The organism is Mycobacterium sp. SMC-4 (genome assembly GCF_025263265.1).
GTDB lineage: Bacteria > Actinomycetota > Actinomycetes > Mycobacteriales > Mycobacteriaceae > Mycobacterium.
Genome location: NZ_CP079869.1, coordinates 5,282,406 through 5,304,575 on the forward strand (window position 1 = coordinate 5,282,406; position 22,170 = coordinate 5,304,575).

Annotated in this window: 23 protein-coding genes; 13 read left to right on the forward strand and 10 right to left on the reverse strand. The window is 67.0% G+C overall.

Going from position 1 to position 22,170, the window contains the following annotated elements; translation table 11 throughout:
• Positions 1-71: 71 nt before the first annotated feature.
• A complete protein-coding gene (locus tag KXD98_RS25225; protein WP_260761022.1) occupies positions 72-1,232 on the forward strand; it encodes a C4-dicarboxylate transporter in 1,161 nt (386 codons plus the stop codon).
• Here the strand turns inward: KXD98_RS25225 and KXD98_RS25230 are convergent.
• From KXD98_RS25230 to KXD98_RS25245, 4 genes are read right to left on the reverse strand one after another with little or no spacing between them, the layout of a single operon-like run.
• A complete protein-coding gene (locus KXD98_RS25230; RefSeq protein ID WP_260761023.1) occupies positions 1,220-2,038 on the reverse strand; it encodes a class I SAM-dependent methyltransferase in 819 nt (272 codons plus the stop codon). The two genes, KXD98_RS25225 and KXD98_RS25230, sit on opposite strands and share 13 nt — an antisense overlap.
• Positions 2,035-3,048 (reverse strand): NAD-dependent epimerase/dehydratase family protein, encoded by a 1,014-nt coding sequence (locus KXD98_RS25235; RefSeq protein ID WP_260765419.1) that lies wholly within the window; start codon positions 3,046-3,048, stop codon positions 2,035-2,037. The genes KXD98_RS25230 and KXD98_RS25235 overlap by 4 nt, the downstream gene beginning before the upstream one ends.
• The gene (locus KXD98_RS25240; protein ID WP_260761024.1) at positions 3,048-3,551 is read right to left on the reverse strand and encodes a nuclear transport factor 2 family protein; all 504 of its coding nucleotides are present in this window, start codon (positions 3,549-3,551) and stop codon (positions 3,048-3,050) included. The genes KXD98_RS25235 and KXD98_RS25240 overlap by 1 nt, the downstream gene beginning before the upstream one ends.
• A gap of 44 nt (positions 3,552-3,595) precedes the next feature.
• Positions 3,596-4,003 (reverse strand): hypothetical protein, encoded by a 408-nt coding sequence (locus KXD98_RS25245; RefSeq protein ID WP_260761025.1) that lies wholly within the window; start codon positions 4,001-4,003, stop codon positions 3,596-3,598.
• A gap of 111 nt (positions 4,004-4,114) precedes the next feature.
• On the opposite strand from KXD98_RS25245, the gene msrA reads away from it, so the two are divergent.
• Complete coding sequence (gene msrA, locus KXD98_RS25250) at positions 4,115-4,630, forward strand: peptide-methionine (S)-S-oxide reductase MsrA (RefSeq protein WP_260761026.1); 516 nt, start codon at positions 4,115-4,117, stop codon at positions 4,628-4,630.
• Between the two features lie 74 nt (positions 4,631-4,704).
• Here the strand turns inward: msrA and KXD98_RS25255 are convergent, their stop codons facing one another.
• Complete coding sequence (locus KXD98_RS25255) at positions 4,705-6,045, reverse strand: cytochrome P450 (protein ID WP_260761027.1); 1,341 nt, start codon at positions 6,043-6,045, stop codon at positions 4,705-4,707.
• Positions 6,046-6,154: 109 nt separating this feature from the next.
• On the opposite strand from KXD98_RS25255, the gene KXD98_RS25260 reads away from it, so the two are divergent.
• Positions 6,155-6,739 (forward strand): TetR/AcrR family transcriptional regulator, encoded by a 585-nt coding sequence (locus tag KXD98_RS25260; RefSeq protein ID WP_260761028.1) that lies wholly within the window; start codon positions 6,155-6,157, stop codon positions 6,737-6,739.
• Positions 6,740-6,743: 4 nt separating this feature from the next.
• On the opposite strand, the gene KXD98_RS25265 is transcribed toward KXD98_RS25260, so the two are convergent.
• Positions 6,744-7,313, reverse strand: a complete 570-nt coding sequence (locus tag KXD98_RS25265; RefSeq protein ID WP_260761029.1) for a TetR/AcrR family transcriptional regulator — start codon at positions 7,311-7,313, stop codon at positions 6,744-6,746.
• A gap of 63 nt (positions 7,314-7,376) precedes the next feature.
• On the opposite strand from KXD98_RS25265, the gene KXD98_RS25270 reads away from it, so the two are divergent.
• Complete coding sequence (locus KXD98_RS25270; RefSeq protein ID WP_260761030.1) at positions 7,377-8,054, forward strand: class I SAM-dependent methyltransferase; 678 nt, start codon at positions 7,377-7,379, stop codon at positions 8,052-8,054.
• Here KXD98_RS25270 and KXD98_RS25275 read toward each other — a convergent pair.
• From KXD98_RS25275 to KXD98_RS25290, 4 genes are all read right to left on the reverse strand, one after another.
• The gene (locus tag KXD98_RS25275) at positions 8,051-9,115 is read right to left on the reverse strand and encodes a prenyltransferase (protein ID WP_260761031.1); all 1,065 of its coding nucleotides are present in this window, start codon (positions 9,113-9,115) and stop codon (positions 8,051-8,053) included. The genes KXD98_RS25270 and KXD98_RS25275 overlap by 4 nt on opposite strands.
• Positions 9,115-9,834 carry a class I SAM-dependent methyltransferase gene (locus KXD98_RS25280; protein ID WP_260761032.1) on the reverse strand — a complete coding sequence of 240 codons (720 nt, stop codon included), beginning with the start codon at positions 9,832-9,834 and terminating at the stop codon, positions 9,115-9,117. Before KXD98_RS25280 ends, KXD98_RS25275 begins: the two co-directional genes overlap by 1 nt.
• Positions 9,828-11,063, reverse strand: a complete 1,236-nt coding sequence (locus tag KXD98_RS25285; RefSeq protein ID WP_260761033.1) for a glycosyltransferase family 4 protein — start codon at positions 11,061-11,063, stop codon at positions 9,828-9,830. The genes KXD98_RS25280 and KXD98_RS25285 overlap by 7 nt, the downstream gene beginning before the upstream one ends.
• Before the next feature lie 202 nt (positions 11,064-11,265).
• Positions 11,266-11,733: a PPOX class F420-dependent oxidoreductase gene (locus KXD98_RS25290; RefSeq protein ID WP_260761034.1), complete on the reverse strand. Its 468-nt coding sequence runs from the start codon at positions 11,731-11,733 to the stop codon at positions 11,266-11,268.
• A 96-nt stretch (positions 11,734-11,829) separates the two neighbouring features.
• Between KXD98_RS25290 and KXD98_RS25295 the strand changes: the two genes are divergently transcribed.
• The 9 genes from KXD98_RS25295 to glgX all read left to right on the forward strand — a co-directional run bounded on the left by KXD98_RS25295 (position 11,830) and on the right by glgX (position 22,002).
• Positions 11,830-13,182 carry an MFS transporter gene (locus tag KXD98_RS25295; protein ID WP_260761035.1) on the forward strand — a complete coding sequence of 451 codons (1,353 nt, stop codon included), beginning with the start codon at positions 11,830-11,832 and terminating at the stop codon, positions 13,180-13,182.
• Positions 13,183-13,255: 73 nt separating this feature from the next.
• Positions 13,256-14,638 (forward strand): acyl-CoA dehydrogenase family protein, encoded by a 1,383-nt coding sequence (locus KXD98_RS25300; protein WP_260761036.1) that lies wholly within the window; start codon positions 13,256-13,258, stop codon positions 14,636-14,638.
• 97 nt (positions 14,639-14,735) lie between these two features.
• Positions 14,736-16,601 (forward strand): hypothetical protein, encoded by a 1,866-nt coding sequence (locus KXD98_RS25305; protein WP_260761037.1) that lies wholly within the window; start codon positions 14,736-14,738, stop codon positions 16,599-16,601.
• Positions 16,598-16,762: a hypothetical protein gene (locus KXD98_RS25310; RefSeq protein WP_260761038.1), complete on the forward strand. Its 165-nt coding sequence runs from the start codon at positions 16,598-16,600 to the stop codon at positions 16,760-16,762. The genes KXD98_RS25305 and KXD98_RS25310 overlap by 4 nt, the downstream gene beginning before the upstream one ends.
• Positions 16,763-17,182 (forward strand): hypothetical protein, encoded by a 420-nt coding sequence (locus KXD98_RS25315; RefSeq protein WP_260761039.1) that lies wholly within the window; start codon positions 16,763-16,765, stop codon positions 17,180-17,182.
• Entirely contained in the window at positions 17,179-18,495 is a 1,317-nt protein-coding gene (locus tag KXD98_RS25320; RefSeq protein ID WP_260761040.1) for a hypothetical protein, read from the forward strand. The genes KXD98_RS25315 and KXD98_RS25320 overlap by 4 nt, the downstream gene beginning before the upstream one ends.
• Before the next feature lie 30 nt (positions 18,496-18,525).
• Positions 18,526-19,203 carry a PAS and ANTAR domain-containing protein gene (locus KXD98_RS25325; protein WP_260761041.1) on the forward strand — a complete coding sequence of 226 codons (678 nt, stop codon included), beginning with the start codon at positions 18,526-18,528 and terminating at the stop codon, positions 19,201-19,203.
• Positions 19,200-19,778 (forward strand): isochorismatase family protein, encoded by a 579-nt coding sequence (locus KXD98_RS25330; protein WP_260761042.1) that lies wholly within the window; start codon positions 19,200-19,202, stop codon positions 19,776-19,778. The genes KXD98_RS25325 and KXD98_RS25330 overlap by 4 nt, the downstream gene beginning before the upstream one ends.
• 79 nt (positions 19,779-19,857) lie before the next feature.
• Positions 19,858-22,002 carry a glycogen debranching protein GlgX gene (gene glgX / locus KXD98_RS25335; RefSeq protein WP_260761043.1) on the forward strand — a complete coding sequence of 715 codons (2,145 nt, stop codon included), beginning with the start codon at positions 19,858-19,860 and terminating at the stop codon, positions 22,000-22,002.
• Positions 22,003-22,170: the final 168 nt, after the last annotated feature.

Consider the following 22,170-nt stretch of genomic DNA (forward strand, 5'->3'; position numbering starts at 1 on the left):
CGTCGGTTCTGTGTGGCGCTGGCGCCCACTGAAAGCCACTGCCGCGATGATACTTTCGAGATGAGGTCGACGTGTTCATACGCAACCCCGTGCGTACCGAAAATGTGAACGCCGTCGTCGGGGGCCAGACCGTGCGTGCACCGCAGCCACGCGTGTCATCGCTCACCCGCTTCTTCTGCCACGTCTCGCCCAGCCTCTTCGCCTCCGTGATGGGCACAGGTATCGTCGCCGCGCTCGCAGTCCGTTTCGAGGAGTTCTGGCCGGCCTTCCGTGGATTTGGAACAGCCGTCTGGTTGCTCGCGGGACTTTGGCTGCTGATCCTGTCACTAGCTCTGGCCGGCCATTGGATCCTGCACCGTTGCGAAGCTGTGTCGATCGGACGCAACGCGGCGGTTCTGCCGTTCTACGGCACGGTGCCGATGGCGATCCTCACGGTCGGCGCGGGCACGCTCCTCTACGGCGACGCAGTATTCGGCCCCGCCGCCTGCTGGATCGCTGGCCTCCTGTGGACGCTGGGGACTTTGCTGGGGATCGCCACCGCTATCGGCGTTCCTGTGATAGCGGTGCTGTCCGCCCATCCCGCAGAAGACTTCACCCTGCCCTGCTGGATGCTGCCTGTGGTCCCTCCCATGGTCTCGGCAGCCACCGGCGCCGGCCTGCTCGAGCACATCGACTCTCCGCACCTGAGGCTCGCCATGCTCACGTTGTGTTATGGCCTGTTTGGAATGGCGTTGATCCTCGCGCTCTTGACGCTGGCCATGATCTACAACCGTTTGATGCGCATCGGCGCCCCGGCTGCCACAGCTTTACCAACAATCTGGATCCCACTAGGTGTCATCGGGCAGTCCATAGCTGCAGCGAATCTACTCGGCGTCCAGGAAATTTCCCTGAACGTTGCGGGCAGCGTCACATCGGCAGTGTTACAGACCGTGGGTATCGGATTCGGAGTGGTGATGTTAGGTTTCACGCTCTTTTGGATTCTCTTCGCCGCGGCACTGACCGCCCAAGCGACCGTGATACAGGCACCATTTTCGCTGAGTTGGTGGAGCGTGGTGTTTCCCATCGGCGCTGTCACACTCGGACTTTCTGCATTGGCTGAAGCAGCCAATTTTCCTGTTCTCCAGTTTCTTTCGCTTGGTCTCTATGTGACGCTGGTCGTGATCTGGCTAGCGGTCGCCTCCCGATCCGTCGCCGGACGTCACATGGCCTGGTGGCGCACTCAGAACGCGTAACGATGGAATTGCGCAATCGTGCGCATCAGCGGTACCCGGTTCAGCACCACCGCCAGCCGCCGGTACCGGGGCGGGGCCGCGGCGAAAACAGTCCGCTCGAACACCGGAACCCACTGCAGCAGAAGAAGTTTCGGCACGGAATCAAGGATATCAGCGGGGCGGTCGATTCCCCAGGACAGTGTTGCTCCCGAGCGACGTACCACCGAGTTGGCCCACTGCGTGGTGATCCCGAGCCGGCTGAACGCGTCGAATTGTATTTCGCCGCTGGGGAATCGCTGCACCACGCTGCGCAGCAACCGCAGCCCGTCATCGCGGGTCAGGTACATGCTCAGCCCTTCGGCCAGCACCAGTGTCGGCCGGTCCGCGGGTACCCGGTCGAGCAGGCCCGGGTCGGTCACCGATGCGGCGATGACGTGGTTGCCTGCTGTGGCCGGATACAGCTTCTGTCGCAACTCGGCGACTTCGGGGAAGTCGACATCGAACCAGTCGACACCCTGTCGGGGTTGGGTACGCCAGAACCGGCTGTCCAGCCCACACCCCAGGTGAACGACGACGGCTTCGGGGTGCGCGGCCAGGAACTGCCGGGTCCAGCCGTCGAAGTGGGCCGACCGCAGCGTGACCGACGGCGAGTTGCGCTGGGTCATCGTGGTGGCAGCCCAGTCGTAGTCGATGCGGTCGACCACCTCGACGGCCCAGGTGTCGTGCAGGATCGAGGTCGGCGCTTCGGCGTCGAGCGCCTTGGCGTACAGCGTCGCGAGCATGGTCACCGGGGCGCCGTGCAGGTCCACGCGTACTTTTTCGGTCATCTGGCCCGCTCACGGCGGGATGCCCGCAGGTCCGCCCAGAAGCGGGCCGCCTGGCCGATGGCCTCCTCGACAGGAGCGGGGCGCCAACCTAATTCAGAGCGAGCCTTGCTGCAGTCGACCGGCGCTTCGGCGCGCATCAGCCGCAAAGATCCCAGCGACAACCGTTCGTCGGTACCTTTGATCCGGCCGCGCAGACTCCCGACGGCCGCCATAGCCCATGACACCGGCAACGGGATCGTCCGCTTCGGCGGCGACACGCCTGCCGCCCGCGCGGCGATGCGTACCACCTCGGCGTTGGAGATCATCTTCTCCGAGACCAGATAACGCTCACCGACGCGCCCGCTGTCGGCGGCCAGCAGCATGGCCCGCGCGGCGTCCTCGATACCGACTGCTTCGAGTTCGATGCCACCCATCACGAACGGAAGCTTGCCGAAGGCCGCGCCCGCGATGATTGCACCGTGGGGGGTGCGGCCCCAGTCGCCGGAGCCGTAGGTGGTCGACACGCACATCGCGACAGCCGGGAGCGCGCGCCGCTGCGCGTACTCCAGCACCAGCGTCTCGGCCTGCACCCGCGAGCGCACGTATGGCGTCAATCTGCGGGCGTTGATGACGTCGGCTTCGGTGGCGATATGCCCGCGTTTGCGTCCGACGGTGACATAACTGCTGGTGTAGACGAATTTCTTGAGGCCGACCGCCACCTCGGGCTCGGTGGCGATCTCACAGACGTGACGGGTGCCTTCGACGTTGGTGCGAAACAGCGGAGCCGGGTCCCGCAACCAGCCGCGGGTGTCGACGACGCAGTAGTAGATCACCTCGGCGCCGGTCATTGCCTCACGCAGCACGTCGTCGGTGAAAATGTCGCCGGTGTAGCGGGTGACCGAGAGGTCGTCGATGCCGACGGTGTTGGCGCCCGAACGCACCATCACCCGCACATCGTGGCCGGCGGCGACCAGTTGCCGGGTCACGTGGCTGCCCAGAAATCCGTTGGCGCCGATCACCAGCGACGTCATCACTGCCGCCCGTACTTGGCCAGCCACGCGGCAGCCTCGTCGGTCAGCGTGCCGCACTCCTCGGCCTTTCTGCACCACTTGACCGTCGCGGCGACAAAGCGCAGCGGGTTGTAGACGTCCTCCTGACGCGACCACCGCCCCTCGCCGGCGTAGGTCAGGATCGAGAGGTTGGTGGCACTGATGACGGTGCCGTCGCCGGGGTCGCGCATCGGGTTGTCCAGTTCGCAGATGATGCGCCCGGTCGCCTCGTCGACCACATGCCACAACGACGGAAACGCGGTCATGTAGCTACCTGGGAAGGTCTCCATCGTCTGCCAGATCCAAGGCCGCACCTCCTCACGTCCGCGCATGGTTCCGGCGGCGTGCTCGATGTAGAGCACGTCGTCGGTGTACTGGTCGACCCAGGGGTCCCAGTCACGCGTGCGCGCTGCCCGGTCGACGGTCGCCTCGAACGCGGCGAAGGCATCGAGGAGTTCGGCGCGGGTGAAAGTGTTGGCCGTCACAGCTGAAAATAGAACACGTTGCAGCTCGGCTTGTCGAGGGTGGCTCAGGTCGCGCTGTGCACCGTGCGGGAACCCAGGGGATGCTGCAGGGGTACGTCGATCGCACCGACCAAGGCGATGAGGATGCAGGCACGATCGACGGCATGCGGCATCGTTCCGCTGTGCAGGGTGACGACGACGTCGTCGGCGGTCTCCTCGACAGTCGCGGTCGCGCCGAAACACTCCGGCGTCCCGCTGGTGAAGTAGAGCCGCACCGACCGATCGTCGGGCACCCGGCTATAGGCCTGCGGGCGCGTCGGATACGCGTTGAGGATCGCGGGCTCGTCGACGAACACCGTCACCGCAGGATCGGGCGGGACCTCCGGGACCGGGACCGGGCCCGGTGTCTGCGCGGCGGCGGGTGCCGCGCACATGCCGATGAGGACCGCGACGATCAGCACAGCACTGCGCATGGACCCAGACTAGCCCGAGGGGATGAACTCCGATGCGAGCCCGGTTCTACCGACGCCTACCGACGGTAGCCTGGCGGTAGTGCCTGGACGACGCTCGAGAGGAGCACACAGATGAGCGACCACAAGCGCGCGGTACTTGCCGGCGGCTGTTTCTGGGGCATGCAGGACCTGATCCGCAAGCAACCCGGTGTGGTGTCCACTCGGGTCGGCTACACCGGTGGCCGCAACGACCACCCCACCTACCGCAACCATCCCGGGCACGCCGAAGCGATCGAGATCATCTACGACCCGGAACAGACGGACTTCCGGGCGCTGCTGGAGTTCTTCTTCCAGATCCACGACCCCACCACCAAGGACCGGCAGGGCAACGACGTCGGCACCAGCTATCGCTCCGAGATCTTCTACGTCGACGACGAGCAGCGGCAGGTCGCGCTCGACACCATCGCCGATGTCGACGCCTCCGGGTTGTGGCCGGGCAAGGTCGTCACCGAGGTGAGCCCGGCCGTCGACTTCTGGGAGGCCGAGCCCGAGCATCAGGACTACCTGCTGCGCTATCCGAGCGGCTACACCTGCCACTTCCCGCGGCCCGGCTGGAAGCTGCCGAAGAGAAGTGGTGTGGGCGGCTAGCGGCGGTGGCTCGATTCGCCGCTCAGCGGCGGTGGCTCGATTCGCCGCTCAGCGGCGGTGGCTCGATTCGCCGCTCAGCGGCGGTGCACCACGACCCGCCCACCGTCGGCGGGCGTGTAGGCCACACCGCGCGAGTGCGCCTTCTCTCCCGGCGCCGTGGTCGTCTCGATCGTGAAGTGGCGCAACACCGTTCGCAGAACCACGTCCATCTCCACATTGGCGAACACCGCCCCCACACACCGGCGGGTACCGCCACCGAACGGAATGTGGGCGAAGGTGGCGGGCCGCTGGCCCACGAACCGCTGCGGGTCGAAGCGCTGCGGATCGGGATAGTCCGCCGACCGCTGGTGCACCTGGTCGATCGCGACCACGATCGAGAAGCCGCGCGGCAGCACCCACTCGCCGAGTTCGAAGGTCGGCGCATAGACGTGGCGGCCGGCGAAGTCGATCACGGTGCGGGACCGCTGCACCTCCAGCAGGGTGGCCTGGCGGTACTCGTTGTCGTCGGTATCCGCCTCGGCGACGAGCTTTTTCAGTACCTCGGGGTGGCGACTGATGCGTTCGAACACCCAGCCCATGGTTGCTGCGGTGGTCTCGTGCCCAGCAGCCAGCAACGTCAGCAGTTCGTCGCCGATGTCCTGACGCGACATCGACGAACCGTCCTCGTAAGTGCTGCGTAGCAGCAGCGCCAGCACATCATCGCGTTCGTCGAGGGCCGCGTCGTTGCGGACGTCGTCGATCAACCGTCCGATGACCTCGTCGTAACGACGCCGGTAGGCCGCCAGTCGGCCCCACGGGCTGAACCGGCCGTAGGTCCGGCTCGGGGTCGGCAACACCGCAAGGCGCGATCCCAACGTCACCCACGGCGGGATGATGCGGCGCAGCTCGTCCAGATGCGCGCCATCGGCCCCGAACACCGCACGCAGAATGGCGTTCAACGTGATACGCATCATCGGCTCGAGGGTCTCGAACGGGCGGCCCTGCGGCCAGGTCGCTGCCTCGCGCAGCGTCTCCTCCTCGAAGATCCGCTCGTAATTCTTGATGCTGCGACCGTGAAAAGGCGGAGTGAGCAACTTGCGCCGACGCCTGTGATCGGCGCCGTCGAGGGCGAACACCGAGCCCGACCCCAGCACTCGCGACAGGTTCGGCTGGATGTTGCCCACCGCGTCGGTGTCGGCCATGAACAGCTGCTTGGCCAGCACCGGATCGGCGACGATCACCGTCGGGCCGAAGACCGGCAACCTCATCGTGAACGCGCCGCCGTAGCGCGGCACGAGTTTGCCGACGATCCACTTGCGTGATACCGAAAAGCCCACGGCTTGAAGGAGATGCGGGATTCGCGGAGCTGGCGGCAGGCGCACCTGCGACACCGGTGCGACGGCGACCGGTGGGGACGCGATCGTCGACTCACTCATGGGGGCCTTCCCGGTCGATGCAGCGGTACTGCGGTGTACCGAGCGTGTTTCGGGTACGGTACCGCCAAGTACCAACACTGCACAAGACCCTTGCCCGAAAGGTCGTGGCGTGACGACCACACCGACGCTGCCCGCCGTGGGCGATCGCCTGCTCGACGGGCTGGCCACCGCGATCGGCGACCGCGGCTATCGCGAGACCACCGTGGCCGACATCGTCCGCCACGCCCGCACCTCCAAACGCACGTTCTACGAGCAGTTCTCCGGAAAAGAGCAGTGTCTGGTCGAACTGCTGCGGCGCAACAACACCGACTTGATCGCCGCCATCGGCAGGGCCGTCGACCCCGAAGCCGACCCACGGCTGCAGATCCGCCAAGCTGTCGAGGCCTACGTCGGGCATATCGGGGCGCGCCCGGCCATCACGCTGAGCTGGATTCGTGAGGCACCTGCACTGGGCGCTGCCGCGGCGCCGCTGCACCGCCACGCGATGACGAACCTGACCGACATGTTGCTCGCACTGACCGCCGGCGCGGGCTTCGCCCGCGCCGGTCTGGCACCGGTCTCGGCCCCGCTGGCAGTCATCCTGCTCGGCGGATTACGGGAGTTGACAGCACTTTTCGTCGAGGACGGACGGAACCTGGACGAACTGGTGGAGCCGGCGGTGGCCGCGGCAACCGCGATACTCGGAACCGGCTAGTGGCTTACTCCAGCATCAGCCGAGCCGACTTCTCCAGCCGGTCGGCGATGTCACGGTAGGTCCCGTACCCCATGCCTGCCCGCACCAGCGCGCCCGCGTAGAGCATCTCCAGCGACTCCACGACGTCAAGGCCGATGCCCGGGCCCAACGCGGCGCACAGCCGCTCGCGAATGTCGCGACCGATGCGCAGCCGCAGCTCCTCCACGTCGGGGTCCTTGCCGAGCAGCGCGGTCGTCACCGCCCCGGCGAACTCGGGCTCGTCGGCGACGAGCATCGCGATATGCCCCAGCACCTCGACCACCCGGGTTACCGCATCGGCGGACTCGTGGGCCACCTCCGGGGAATTGACCAGACGGCGCCAGAACACCTCGGCGACCAGATGATCTTTGGATGAGAAGTAGGTGTAGGCGGTGGCCGCACCGACACCGGCGGCCGTGGCCACCCGCCGCACTGTCATCCCGGCAAAGCCCTCCCGGGTGATCAGCTCCACCGCCGCGCGGCCCAACCGATCCACCGTGTCGGCCTGTCGGGCCGTCAGCCTGCGCCGAGTCGACTCCAGCGCCGGATCGGACACATGTCCGGACGCTACTACAACCACCTGTCCTCAGCAACGGCAGGCACCGGTAAGTTGGACGCGATGACTGACACCCCAGCCGCGTTGCCGCCGCAGGCCGCCGCATTGTTCGACCTGGCAGACCGGGTCACCGGATTCATGGCTGCCGACGAGGGACGCGCGCTCTACGACACCGCGTTGGCCTACCTCGCCGACGGGATCGGCGTCGAGATCGGCACGTACTGCGGCAAGTCCACCGTCCTGCTGGGCGCCGCGGCCCAGCAGACCGGCGGCCTGATCTACACCGTCGACCACCACCACGGCTCCGAGGAACACCAGGCGGGCTGGGAGTACCACGACGAAGCGATGGTCGATCCGGTGACCGGCCTGTTCGACACCCTGCCCACGCTGCGACACACCCTCGACGCCGCCCGCCTCGATGAACACATCGTCGCGATCGTCGGGCGGTCCCCGGTGGTCGCACGCGGGTGGCGTACCCCGCTGCGGTTCCTGTTCATCGACGGTGGCCACACCGAAGAGGCAGCCAACCGCGACTTCGACGGCTGGGCCAAATGGGTCGATGTCGGAGGTGCTCTGGTCATCCATGACGTGTTCCCCGACCCGGCCGACGGAGGGCAGGCGCCGTACCACATTTACCGTCGCGCACTGGATTCCGGAGATTTCCGGGAGGTGCGGGTCGTCGGTTCGATGCGGGTGCTGCAACGCGAGTCCGGTCTGCCCGGGTCGCTGCGCAGCGGTTAGCGCTCGCTGGTGGCGCACTCGCAGTCGTAGTCGCTTTCCAGTCCGCGCGGCAGATCGGCCCCACGGAACAGCGCGCTGCCCGCAGTGGTCGACGACAGCGCGTCGGCGGCCAGTATCACCGCGGCGCCGGTCCAGGTGGTGCGTTCCACCGGCCAGCGCTTACCGTCGGCGTACACCAGTCCCGTCCAGTACGACCCGTCCTCTTCCCGCAGGTGGTGCATCGCCGCGAACTGCTCGTGGGCTCGGTCATGCTGTCCGAGAGCTTCCAAAGTCATTACCAATTCACAAGTTTCGGCACCGGTGACCCAGGGTCGGTCATCGACACACCGGATGCCCAGTCCCGGCACGACGAAGTCGTCCCAGCGCTCATCGATGCGTGAGTGTGCCCGGTCGCCGCGCAGCGCGCCACCGAGGATCGGGTAATACCACTCCATCGACCAGCGATCCTTGGCAACGAACGCTTCCGGGTGATCGGCGATCGCGTGCCCGAGCCGACCGGCTGCCAACTCCCACTCCGGCTGAGCCTCACCGACGTAGTCGGCCAGCGCCAACGCGCAGCGCATGGCGTGGTGGATACTCGCGCAACCGGTCAGCAGAGCTTCTGTGGTCGGGCCGCCGGGGCCCAGGCCCCATGCGATCTCGCCGGTCTCGCACTGCAACTCCAGGACGAACTCGATGGCCTTGGCCACCACCGGCCACATGGTGACCGCGAACTCGTGGTCCTCGGTGACCAGGACGTGGTGCCACACGCCGGTGGCGATGTAGGCGCAGAAGTTGCTGTCGCTGTTGGCGTCCTCGATCACGCCGTCGCGCAACTGGATCGGCCAGCTGCCGTCGTCACGCTGGGTGGTCCGCGACCACTCGAACGCCCTGCGCGCGGGTTCGAGCAGCCCCGCGGCGGTAAGCGCCATTGCGTTCTCGACGTGGTCCCACGGGTCGGTGTGCCCGCCCACCGACCACGGAATCGCTCCACTGGACTCCTGCGTCGCCGCAATCGACTCAGCGGTTTGCAGACACTGATCGGACGTGAAAACGCCAGGGACGCTGGGGATGTCGGACATCAGCTCGAAACGCGCCGGTCGAAGTAGAGAGCCACGCTCTTTCCGATCACCGGATTGAGCAGCGACTCGGCAGTGCGCGTCAACCAGGGGTGGTCGATCATGTCCCACACGAGCAGTTTGTGATAGGCGCTCACTGCTGGATGGTCGTTCTTATCCGTGCCGACAGCGCATTTGAGCCACCAGTACGGCGAATGCAGTGCGTGTGCGTGGTGGATGTGGGTCAGGGTCAATCCGTGGGCGGTCACCTTGTCCCGCAGCTCATCGGCACGGTAGATGCGAATGTGCCCGCCTTCGTTGGCGTGGTATTCGTCCGACAGTGCCCAGCAGATCCGCTCTGGCAGCCAACGCGGAACTGTGATCGCCAGCCGTCCACCGGGTTTGAGCACCCGGACCAGCTCGGCGATGGCCCGGTCGTCCTCAGGTACATGCTCGAGGATCTCCGAGGCGATCACGCAGTCGAAGGTGCCGTCGGGGTAGGGTAGGTCCAGCGCATCACCTTTGACCGCTTCGGCCGACGCCGACGCCGGCACCTCGCCCTGTTTCTTCATCGCCTGCAGAATCTCGTCGACGTCGTTGAGATCGGACGCGTTCTGGTCGAACCCGACCACATCGGCGCCTCGACGGAACGCCTCGAAGGTGTGCCGCCCCGCGCCGCAACCGACATCGATCACCTTGGTGCCGAGGCCGACCCCGAGGCGGTCGAAATCCACCGTCAGCATGCTGCGACCCTCCCGCACGCTCGTTCATAAACCGCGACTGTCTGTGCGGCAACCGATTCCCAGCTGAATACCTCCAGCGCCCGCTGCCGGCCGTTGTCACCCAGACGGCGCAGTTCGCGCGGCGAGTCCAACAACTCCCCCAGCACCGCGGTCAATTCGTCGACATCGGCGGGCGTGACCAACCGGGCGCAGTCTCCGTCGGGTCCGACCACCTCGGGCAGCGCTCCGGCCCGGCTGGCGACGATCGGCGTGCCGCTGGCCATGGCCTCCACCGCCGGCAACGAAAAGCCTTCGTACAACGAAGGAATGCAAGCGACCTCGGCCGAGGAGAGCAACTGTGCGAGCTCGGCATCGCTGACGCCGCTGGAGCTGTGCACGATGTCGGAGATACCGAGCTCGGCGATGAGCTTCTCGGTCGGGCCGTTGGGTTCCAGCTTGGCGACCAGCTGCAGTTCAAGGTCACGCTCGACACGCAGTCGCGCGACGGCGTGCAGCAGGTGGCTGACCCCTTTGAGGGGCACGTCGGCGCTGGCGATGGCGATGATGCGATTGCGCACCCGGTCACGGGCCGGTCGGAACAGCTCGGTGTCGACACCCAGCGGGACCACGTGCAACTGCGCGGGGTCGACGGCGAAGTCCTCGGCGATGTCGGCGGCCGAGGTCGACGACACGGTCACCAGCTCGGGGATCTGCCGGGCCACCTCCTTCTGCATCTCGGCGAACGCGTACCACCGGCGTACCAGCGGCTTGCGCCACCACGCGGCAGCCGCGACATCGAGGACCCGGTCCCGGGTGATCGGATGGTGCACGGTGGCCACCACCGGCAGGCCCGACTCGGCGATCTCCAGCAGCCCGGTGCCCAGGCACTGGTTGTCGTGCACCACGTCGAAGTCCTCGCGCCGGTCGGCCAGTAACCGTGCGACGCGCATGCTGAACGTCTTGGGCTCAGGGAAGCCCGCGGTCCAGGTGGTCAGCAACTCCTGCAGGTCGATGCTGGTTTTGATCTCGCTGGGCCGCGGGATGCGGAACGGGTCCGGTTCCCGGTAGAGGTCCAGGCTGGGCACTTTGGTCAGGGTGACCCTCGGATCCAGGCCGTCGGGGTAGGGCTGTCCGGAGAACAACTCCACCTCATGGCCCAGTTCCACCAGGCCGCGGCTGAGGTGACGGACGTAGACGCCCTGGCCACCGCAATGGGTCTTGCTCCGATACGACAGCAAGGCGATGCGCACGGTCAGTCCACCGCTTCGCAGTGGCGCGCGGGGGCGCCGGTCCAGCTGAGGAAGCAGCCCTGAGCTGCCCGAATTGAATGGCGCAAGGAATTCCGAACCCTCCTGGACATGTGTCCAGACTATAGTTTGACGTGCTAGCAGACGCAACGCGTGCTAGCTCTGACTACCACAGTCGCCGCTGAACGTCCTGTTCACCCTATGTTTAGGACTCCGGCCGGGGCGGCGGGAACCCGCCCTTCGCGACCGGCCCCCAACGCTGCGGTGTGACCCTGATCAGGCACTTGCCCTGCTCGACCATGGCGGCGCGGTACTCGTCCCAGTCCGGGTGCTCGCCGGAGATCACCCGGAAGTACTCGACCAGCGGCTCGAGCGCGGTCGGCAGGTCGACGACCTCGGCGTACCCGTCGACCTGAACGTAGGGCCCGTCGAACTCGTCGGAGAGCACCACCACGCTGGCGCGCGGCCGTCGACGCAGGTTGACCACCTTGGCCCGGCGCGGATAGCTGGCGACCACGATGCGTCCCTCGGAGTCGACTCCGCCGGTGACCGGGGAGCTCTGCAGCGATTCCCCGGCCCGGAAGGTGGTCAGCACCATGCGGTGCCGCGGCCGGATGAAGTCGAGCAGTTCGGGCAGGGATACCAGGTCGGCGGTGGCGTAGGTGCGGGCCATCATCTCAGCGTATCCACCGCTGCCATCGCCGCTGGTTAGACTGCGCCCCAGCGGCAGCGCCTTTACACTTCGCCGCCTCACTGACAAGGGATCGGCATGTCGAACAGCACCAGCAGCGCGGTCGTCGAGTGGCGCCGCTTCGGCAAGGTACCCATCGCGGCGGGACTGGGTTATTCGATGGGTGTCATCCACGTCTACTGCCTGGGCGCGTTCATGCAGCCGCTGCAGGACGAGTTCGGTTGGTCGCGCGCACAGGCCTCGGTGGGTCTGACGATCGTCGGCATGGCTGCCGCGGCCGCGGCGCTGCCGATCGGACTGATGGTCGACCGGCTGGGCCCGCGCCGGGTGGGCATCTGCGGGGTGATCCTGATGGCGGCGAGCTTCGCGCTGATGGGCAGTGCGACCGGCTCGATGGCCAACTGGATCCTGCTGTGGGCTCTGCTGGCGTTCGCGTCGTTCTGGGTGCAGACCACGGTGTGGACGTCGGCGGTGGCCAGTCGTTTCGAGCACTCGCGCGGGCTGGCATTCGCGGTCACGCTGTCAGGGGGTTCGCTGGCCGCTGCGGTGTTCCCGCCCCTGGCCACCGCGCTGATCGGGTTCTGGGGCTGGCGCGGCGCATTCGTCGGTCTGGCGCTGATGTGGGGCGCGCTGGTTCTGCTGGCCGTCACCCTGTTCTTCCGTGGCGCCCAAGACGATGCCCGAGACGGCGACCAGGATGTGCGCACCGCGCCCGACTCAGAACCGACCGCGCCACCACTTCCCACCGCGGTGGACGTCTCGCGCACCCCGGACCCCGAGGTGGTCGCAGCCCCTGCCGAGTTGCCCGGCATCACCTTGCGAGAGGGTCTGCGCTCGCTCACCTTCTACCAGTTGCTGCTCGCCGCAGGGCTTTTCGCTTTCACCACGCTCGGAGTGGTGGTCCACCTGGTCCCGATCCTGCGTGACGCAGGTGCCGAGCCGCTGGCCGCGGCCGGCACCGCATCGCTGGTGGGAGTCTTCTCGATCGTCGGCCGGCTCGGTGTCGGACTGCTGCTCGACCGCTTCTCCGGGCGGGTGGTCGGCGCGTGTGCCTACCTGGTGCCGATCGCCGGCAGCGCGCTGCTGTTGTTCGACGGCGCCAACCCGGTGAGCCAAACCGTGGCCGCGGCACTGTTCGGGCTCACCCTCGGGGCGGAGGTCGACGTGATCGCCTACCTCGCATCGCAATACTTCGGACTGCGCAACTTCGGCGGCCTGTTCGGCGGGCTGGTCGCCGCCCTGTCGCTGGGAACCGCGTTCGGTCCGCTGGCTTCCGGCGCAACCTCCGACATCTTCGGCGGCTATGCACCGTTCTTGGTGCTGACCATGGTCCTGATGGGCTTGAGCAGCGTGGCCCTGGCGCTGCTCAAGCCCGCACCGGACTGGAGTCTGAACCCGGCATCGGCGACGCGGGACTCGCAGGCTTCGTGATCGCACCCGGTGAGATTGTCGGCCCCGGTGGGTACTACAGGCACCGTAGGTCCGACCAACGAGGGGGCGGCACATGACCTTCAACATCACGCCCACGGCAGCCCAGCATGATCTGGCCCGGCGCGCGCACCAGTTCGCCGAGGAAGTGATCAGGCCGGTCGCCCCGGACTATGACCAGCGCCAGGAGTTTCCGTGGCCGGTCCTCGAGGAGGCCGCCACCCGCGGCTTCTACAGTCCGCTGTTCTACCGCGACCTGATCGGAGACCCGACCGGGCTGTCGCTGCCGATGTTCATGGAGGAACTGTTCTGGGGATGCGCCGGGATCGGGCTGGCGGTGGTGATGCCGGCACTGGCTCTCTCGGCGATCGGTCAGGCCGCATCTCCGGAGCAGATGCTGCAGTGGGCACCGGAATGCTTCGGCACGCCGGGGGATCTCAAGCTGGCGGCGTTGGCGATCTCCGAACCCGAAGGTGGCAGCGACGTGCGCAACCTGCGCACCACCGCCCGGCGTGACGGTGATGACTGGATCATCGACGGCCACAAGATGTGGATCGGCAACGGCGGCATCGCCGACGTCCACGTCGTCAACGCCGTCGTCGACCAGGAGCTCGGCCACAAGGGCCAGGCACTGTTCATCGTGCCAGGCGGCACTCCGGGTCTGCATCTGGTGCGCAAGCTCGACAAGCTCGGCTGCCGCGCGTCACACACCGCCGAGCTGAAGTTCGACGGCGTGCGCATTCCCGGGGAGAACCTGCTCGGAGGGCACGAAAAGCTCGAATACAAGCTGGCCAAGGCACGCGAGGCCGTGCAGGGGGCCCGCCATTCCCGCTCGGCGGCGCTGGGCACCTTCGAGCAGACCCGGCCGATGGTCGCCGCGCAAGCTCTCGGGATCGCCCGCGCGGCACTGGAATACATGACCGAGTACGCCAATCGGCGGGAGGCCTTCGGTGCGCCGATCATCGACAACCAGGGCATCGCGTTCCCGATCGCGGATCTGGCCACCCAGATCGACGCGGCCCGGCTGCTGACCTGGCGGGCGTCCTGGATGGCGGCCACCGGTGTGCCGTTCGAGCGCGGTGAGGGCTCGATGTCGAAGCTGGCCGCCAGCGAGGTCGCGGTGAAGACCACCGAGCGGGCCATCCAGACGATGGGTGGCTGGGGCTACATCAAAGATCATCCGGTGGAGAAGTGGTACCGCGACGCCAAGCTCTACACCATCTTCGAGGGCACCAGCGAGATTCAGCGGATGGTGATCGCCCGGGCGCTGGGGGCCGCCGACGGGGCACCGCCACTGCACGTCGACCTCGAACCCAGCGGCGGTCCGCTCAACCGCTACTTCGGTCGCGGTACCCCGCTGCGCACCCGGGCCGCCGCGCAGGCCCTGGCGGCCAAGGACCGGTTGCCCGAGCCGGTCATGCAGATGGCGATGAAGGTGCTGCGTCCGCCACGCAAATAACCGGAAAAGGCGGTACCCCTGGTTTCACCCAGCAAAGTAGTGGCAACATTACCGATCAGTCACATAGGTGTGCGGCGCGCGAACGATGGGGATGGCAATGACGTATTCGTGGGCGTTTTCGGGGTCGTCTTCGCAGCTGGATGTTTCGCTGCTGGCGCAGGCGGATGAGGGTGGCGGCGCCGCGATCAGCGAGATCGTCGGCCTGACGGTTGCGGGTGCGATCGTCTCGGCGGTGCTGGTCTGGATCGGCTGGATGCACCGCACCCACAAAATCACCTGGCTCACCTCGCTGGCCGACTGGACGGGCCGACGCTTCAAACGACCTTCCTGGGTGGCGCTGCCGGTCGCGCTGTTCACCAGTTCGATCATCTGCGCGCTGTTCGGGTTCATCTGGGACGTCAGCCTGCACATCGGCGACGGTCGTGACGACGGCGCGCTGGCCAACCCGGCGCATTACTTCATCCTGATCGGGCTGTTCGGCATCTTCGTCGCAGGATGCACGGCGATGGTGCTGCCGCTGGGCGACGAACAACCCGGACCTGCCGCGGTGCGCATCACCGATCATTGGCAGGCCCCGGTCGGTGGCATCGTGATGGCCGGGTGCGGCCTGTATGCCCTGACCGGCTTCCCGCTCGACGACATCTGGCACCGACTGTTCGGCCAGGACGTCACGCTGTGGGGTCCGACGCACCTGATGATGATCGGCGGGGCCGGCTTCTCGACCCTGGCCGCCGCGTTCCTCGAATACGAGGGCAGAAGGGCGGCCGGCCCGGACCGGCCGCGCGATGGCCTCGGTCTGAAGTTCGTGCTCTACCTGGCTTTCGCCGGCGTGCTGATCGGCGCATCGGTCTACCAGATCGAATTCGACTTCGCCGTACCGCAGTTCCGGCAGGTGTTCCAGCCCATGCTGATCGCCGCCGCCGCGGCGCTGGCCCTGGTCATGGCGCGAATCTTCCTGGGCCGCGGGGCGGCGCTGATCGCGGCCCTGATCGCCATCGGCCTGCGCGGCATCGTGGCATTCCTGGTCGGCCCGGTGCTCGATGCGCCGATCAACTGGTTCCCGCTCTACCTCGGTGCCGCCCTTGTCGTCGAGTTGCTGGCGCTGACTGCGCTGTACAAGCGGCCCGTGCTCTTCGGCATGGCCTGCGGTCTGGGTATTGCGACCATCGGATTGTGGCTGGAGTCGCTGTGGATCAACGCGGTCTACCCACTGACGTGGCCGAGCAGCATCTGGGCCGAGGCGCTGGTGATGTCGGTGCCGGTGGCGGTTCTGGTGGGCGCGTGTGGCGCAATGGCCGGGATGGTGCTCACCGGGCAGCGTCTGCCGCGTCGCGCGATCAGCGTCGGCCTGGTCTCGCTGACGGTGGTGGCCATCGGGGCTGCGACAGCCAACGGTTTGACCTACAACACGCCGGAGAACGCCACCGCCCAGGTCACCCTGACCGAGGCGCCGCCGGTCGACGGGAACCGGTTCGTCACCGCCGACATTCGCTTCAACCCGCCCGATGTCATCAGCGATGACCCGAACTGGGTGGCTGTGCTCGGCTGGCAGGGCGGTCTGGAGAATCAGCGCGGCCAGTACATCGACATCCTCGACCGGGTCGGCCCCGGCCACTACGTCTCGACCGAACCGATGCCGGTGTCGGGCACCTGGAAGACCCTGGTCCGCGTACACGACGGTAAGACCCTCACGGCGGTGCCGATCTTCCTGGCCGCCGACCCCGGGATCGGCGCCGAAGAACTGCCCGCTGAGCAGCAGTTCACCCGGCCGTTCGTCTCCGAGATCACCATCCTGCAGCGCGAGCGCAGCGACGACATCCCCCAGTCGCTGTGGTTGATCGGCTGCCTGGTGGTGCTGGCCTGCTCGTTGGCCATGGTCGCGGGAATCGCCTGGGGCGGGGGCCGGATCAACAACAGCGAGCCGCGCCGCGGAGCCGACCTGCAGCCCTCCGGGCAGACATGACCTCACCCCCGGAGGTTGTCCTGCTGGCCGACCATCCGATCTGGTTGGCGGTGCCGGCGTTCGCTCCCGCGTTCGTGGTATCGGGCGTGGTCGTCTACATCGCGGTGCGCAACCGCAAGAGAAATGCGGCACATGAGTCCCGCAACGACGACAACGGATAGGTGATCACGATCCGAATCAACGCAACCCTGATCATCGCGGCGACCGCGCTGGTGCTGGCCGGCTGCGGCGGCACCGACGCCCCCGAGGCCACCTCACCGGCGGCCTCACCGCCGGTGGCGACCGAACAGACCGGGACGGCCGAACAACAGCCCGACCAGGTGGTCCTCGATGTCACCATCGAGGCGGGCACGGTGACGCCGACCAACGAGCAGTTGCAGGCAGCGGTGGGCCAGCCCATCGTGGTCAACATCGACAGCGACGTCGTCGACGAGTTGCACGTGCACTCGACACCCGAACACACCTTCGCGGTGGCCCCCGAACCGGGCCAGACGTTCGAATTCACGGTCGAGATGCCGGGCCGCGTCGACGTCGAGTTGCACGAGACGCACACCACGATCGCCACCATCTTGGTGCGGTGAACCAGCAACTACTCGCGCACGGGCTGGGGGGATCGTCCGACCTCCCGATTCCGTTCACCTACGCGCTGATCGGGGCCGCCTGGGCGCTGACCGCCACCTTCGCCGTGGTCGCGCTGGCCTGGAAGCGGCCCCGATTCGACGCCACCCACACCGGCCGGCCGTTGCCACAGTGGGTCACCGCCGCCGTCGACGCACCGGCCACCCGCTGGGTGCTGGCGGCGCTGACGCTGGCGTTCAGCGGTTGGGTCGCGATGGCCGCATTCTTCGGGCCGCAGAACGCCGACAACCCCCTGCCCGGTGTGTTCTACGTGCTGCTGTGGGTTGGGCTGGTGGCACTGTCCTGGGCGATCGGACCGGTGTGGCGGGTGCTGTCACCGGTGCGCGCCCTGCACAAGCTGATCGGCGGCCGCAACCTCGGCCTGCGCTACCCGCGCGCGCTGGGCTACTGGCCGGCCGCGGCGGGACTGCTGGCATTCGTGTGGCTGGAACTGGCCAGCCACGACCCCGGTTCGCTGGGCGCCATCCGGTCCTGGTTGCTGGTGTATCTGGCCGTGACGCTGGCCGGCGCCCTGTGCTTCGGCTCGCGGTGGAATTCACGCGCCGACCCCTTCGAGGTGTACAGCATGGTGGCCTCGCGGCTGTCGATGTTCGGGCGCACCGAGCGCGGACGCATCGCGGTGGGCAACCCGTTCAACCGGCTGCCGACGCTGCCGGTGCGGCCCGGGGTAGTCGCGGTGCTGGCGGTGCTGCTGGGGTCGACGGCCTTCGACAGCTACTCGGCCAGCCCCCAGTTCCGCGAACTCGTGGCCGATCTGACCAACTCCCCGACCGGCGCCACCCTCGCGCGCACCGCCGCGTTGCTGGTGTTCATCGGGGTGGTCGCCGGCACCTTCTGGCTGGCGGCGCGCGCCACCGGCGGGGTCGACGCGGCGCGCCGGCGCGAGCTACCCGGGCTGATGGCGCATTCCCTGATCCCCATCGTGGTCGGCTACATCTTCGCCCACTACCTGAGCTATCTGGTCGAGCGCGGACAGCAGACGGTCATCCTGCTGGCTGATCCGCTGGGCCGCGGCTGGAACGTGTTCGGTCTCGCCCAGGCCGAGGTCAGCTACCTGTTGTCGATGCACCCGGGGCTGCTGGCCACCCTCAAAGTCGGCTTCGTGGTGGCCGGCCACATCGCGGCCGTAGTCGCCGCCCACGACCGGTCCCTGGTTCTGCTCCCCAAACAGCATCAGCTCACCGGACAACTGGCGATGATGCTGGTCATGGTGGGTTACACGTTCCTGGGACTGTATTTATTGTTCGGCGGGTAAATCGGCGAACCTGGCCGATAATCTCATCTTGTGTCAGGTGACGACGCTGTGGAACAGGCGCTCGCGGGCGGTGCGCCGCAGCGGGTCGGCTGGTTCCGGTTCTACTTCGCCGACGAGCGCTGGGAGTGGTCCGAGCAGGTGCAGCTGTTGCACGGCTACGAACCCGGCACCGTGACACCGACCACCGAGCTTGTGCTGGCCCACAAGCATCCCGACGACCGCCAGCAGGTGGCAGCCACGCTGGAGGAGATGCGCCGCACCCACTGCACCTTCTCGACTCGGCACCGCATCATCGACACCGGTGGCCAGACCCACGACGTGGTGGTGATCGGTGACCGTCTCAACGACGGCGAGGGCCGGCTGGTGGGGACACACGGTTTCTATGTCGACGTCACACCGATCGCCGCAGTGAGCAAGGAGATGATGACCGCAGCGCTGGCCGAGATCACCGAGAACCGCGCGGTCATCGAACAGGTCAAAGGCATGTTGATGCTGATCTACCGGGTCGATGCGGACTCCGCCTTCGAGCTGCTGCGCTGGCGCTCCCAGGAAAGCAACGTCAAGCTTCGAGCCTTGGCCGAACGCGTGTTGCTCGATTACCGCCAGCTGGTCTACGAGGAGACGCTGCCCCCGCGCGCGGATTTCGACCACCTGCTTCTGACCGCGCACCTGCGGGTGGACCAGGGCGGCGATACCGTGGCACGGTGAGCGGTTCTTCGTCGCGCGTGGCGCTGATCATCGTCGACGTGCAAAACGATTTCTGCGAAGGCGGCTCGCTGGGCGTCGACGGCGCAGCAGCGGTCGTGCACGCGGTCAACGACCTACTGGCCGGACCGTCGGCCGATCGCTACCGACATGTCGTGGCCACCAAAGACTTTCACATCGACCCGGGTAGCCACTTCTCCGAGCGCCCCGACTTCGTCGACTCCTGGCCCCCACATTGCGTGGCCGGGTCGACCGGGGCGGACTTCCACCCCGACCTCGATGTCGCCCCGATCGAAGCGGTGTTCGCCAAGGGCCACTACAGCGCCGCCTACAGCGGTTTCGAAGGCACCGACGATTCCGGCACCGCGCTGGCAGACTGGCTGCGGGCCCGCGACATCGACGCCGTCGACGTGGTCGGTATCGCCACCGACTACTGTGTGCGTGCCACCGCCGCCGACGCCGTCGCGGCCGGGTTCACCACCCGGGTACTGCTCGGCCTCACCGCGGGGGTGTCGCCCACGTCCAGCGCCGAGGCAGTGCAGGCGCTGCGCGGCGCCGGGGTCGATGTGGTGACCTGACCCACCCGACGGTTGCGCTGCGCCCCGAATGGGCATCCCCTAACGTCGCAGCCGCGGCGAGGAGTTCAGGAGAATCCCTTTGACCCAGATCAGCACCCCGGGCGACGCGCTCGACCTCGAGTTGTGGCCGGGCAAGGCCTACCCACTCGGCGCCACCTACGACGGGTACGGCACCAACTTCGCGGTCTTCAGCGAGGCCGCCGAGAAGGTGGAGCTGTGCCTGTTCGACGCCGACGGCACCGAGATCCGGATCACGCTGCCCGAGGTGGACGGCTTCGTCTGGCACGGATTCATCCCCAGCATCGAGCCGGGTCAGCGCTATGGCTACCGCGTCCACGGACCCTACGACCCCGCCAGCGGGCCGCGTTGCAACCCGAACAAACTGGTGCTCGACCCCTATGCCAAGGCCATCGACGGGAACTTCGACTGGGACCAGTCACTGTTCAGCTACACCTTCGGTGACACCGACAGCCGCAACGACGACGATTCGGCGGCCAACATGCCCAAGTGCGTGGTGATCAACCCGTACTTCGACTGGGGCGTGGACCGTCCGCCCGGCCATGAGTACGCCGACTCGGTGATCTATGAAGCGCACGTTAAAGGCTTGACGCAAACCCACCCCGACATCCCCGAGCAGATCCGCGGCACCTACGCCGCGGTAGCCCACCCGGCGATCATCGAGCACCTGCAGTCGTTGGGTGTCACCGCGATCGAGTTGATGCCGGTGCACCACTTCGCCAACGACTCCACTCTGATCGACAAGGGGCTGTCGAACTACTGGGGCTACAACACCATCGGCTTCTTCGCCCCGGATTCCAAGTACAGCTCCAACCCCAACCCGGGCGGGCAGGTCCAGGAGTTCAAGGCCATGGTGCGCGCGCTGCACGAGGCCAACATCGAGGTGATCCTCGACGTTGTCTACAACCACACCGCCGAGGGCAACCACATGGGGCCGACGCTGTCGATGCGCGGCATCGACAACGCCGCCTACTACCACCTCGTCGACGACGACAAGCGCTACTACATGGACTACACCGGCACCGGCAACAGCCTCAACGTGCGGCACCCGCACACGTTGCAGCTGATCATGGACTCGCTGCGGTACTGGGTGACCGAGATGCACGTCGACGGATTCCGGTTCGACCTGGCATCCACCCTGGCGCGCGAGTTCTACGACGTCGACCGGCTCGCCACCTTCTTCGAGCTCGTGCAGCAGGATCCGGTGGTCAGCCAGGTCAAGCTGATCGCCGAGCCGTGGGACGTCGGCCCCGGCGGCTACCAGGTCGGCAACTTCCCGCCGCAGTGGACGGAGTGGAACGGCAAGTTCCGCGATACGGTACGTGATTTCTGGCGCGGCGAACCGGCCACCCTCGACGAGTTCGCCTACCGGCTGACCGGGTCGGCCGACCTCTACGAACACACCGCGCGCCGACCGGTGGCATCGATCAACTTCGTCATCGCCCACGACGGGTTCACGCTGCGTGACCTGGTGTCCTACAACGAGAAGCACAACGAGGCCAACGGCGAGGACAACAACGACGGCGAGAGCCACAACCGGTCGTGGAACTGTGGCGTCGAAGGACCGACCGATGACCCCGAGGTGCTGGCGCTGCGGGCCAAGCAGGAGCGAAACTTCCTGACCACATTGATGCTGAGCCAGGGTGTGCCGATGATCTGCCACGGCGACGAACTCGGCCGCACCCAGGGCGGCAACAACAACGGCTACTGCCAGGACAACGAGATCACCTGGATCGACTGGGCGAACGCCGACACCGACCTGTTGGAGTTCACGCGCACGGTCTCGCAGTTGCGGGCCGGGCACCCGGTGTTTCGCCGGCGGCGCTTTTTCAGTGGAAAACCGCTGGGCCGCCGCGGTCCGGCCGGTCTGCCCGACGTCGCTTGGTTCACTCCCGACGGCACCGAGATGACCGGTGATGACTGGGGCACCGAGTACGCGAAATCGGTGGGGGTATTCCTCAACGGACATGGCATTCCCGACATGGACGCGCGCGGACAGCGGGTCATCGACGACTCGTTCTTGCTGTTCTTCAATGCCCACTACGAACCCATCGAGTTCGCCCTTCCGCCGGCCGAGTTCGGCTCGGCGTGGACGGCGGTGCTGTGCACCGCAGCCGAACCCGATCCCGACGAGTCTCATCCGGCCGGCAGCCCGGTGACAGTCGACGCCAGAACGGTCCTGGTGCTGCGCGCAGTCACCGACTGAAAAACGTTGCGCGGCATCACCCCTCAGTGCCCAGTTCAGCGTTTTCGGCCTCACGTTGTGTTAGCTTGAAGGTGCTGTTGCAACCGTGGCCGCTGTGTCGGCATCGGGCGTCGAAGGATGCCCCCGTAGCCACCGGCCTGGGCGGGCCGGTCGTAGGAGCCGAAGAGC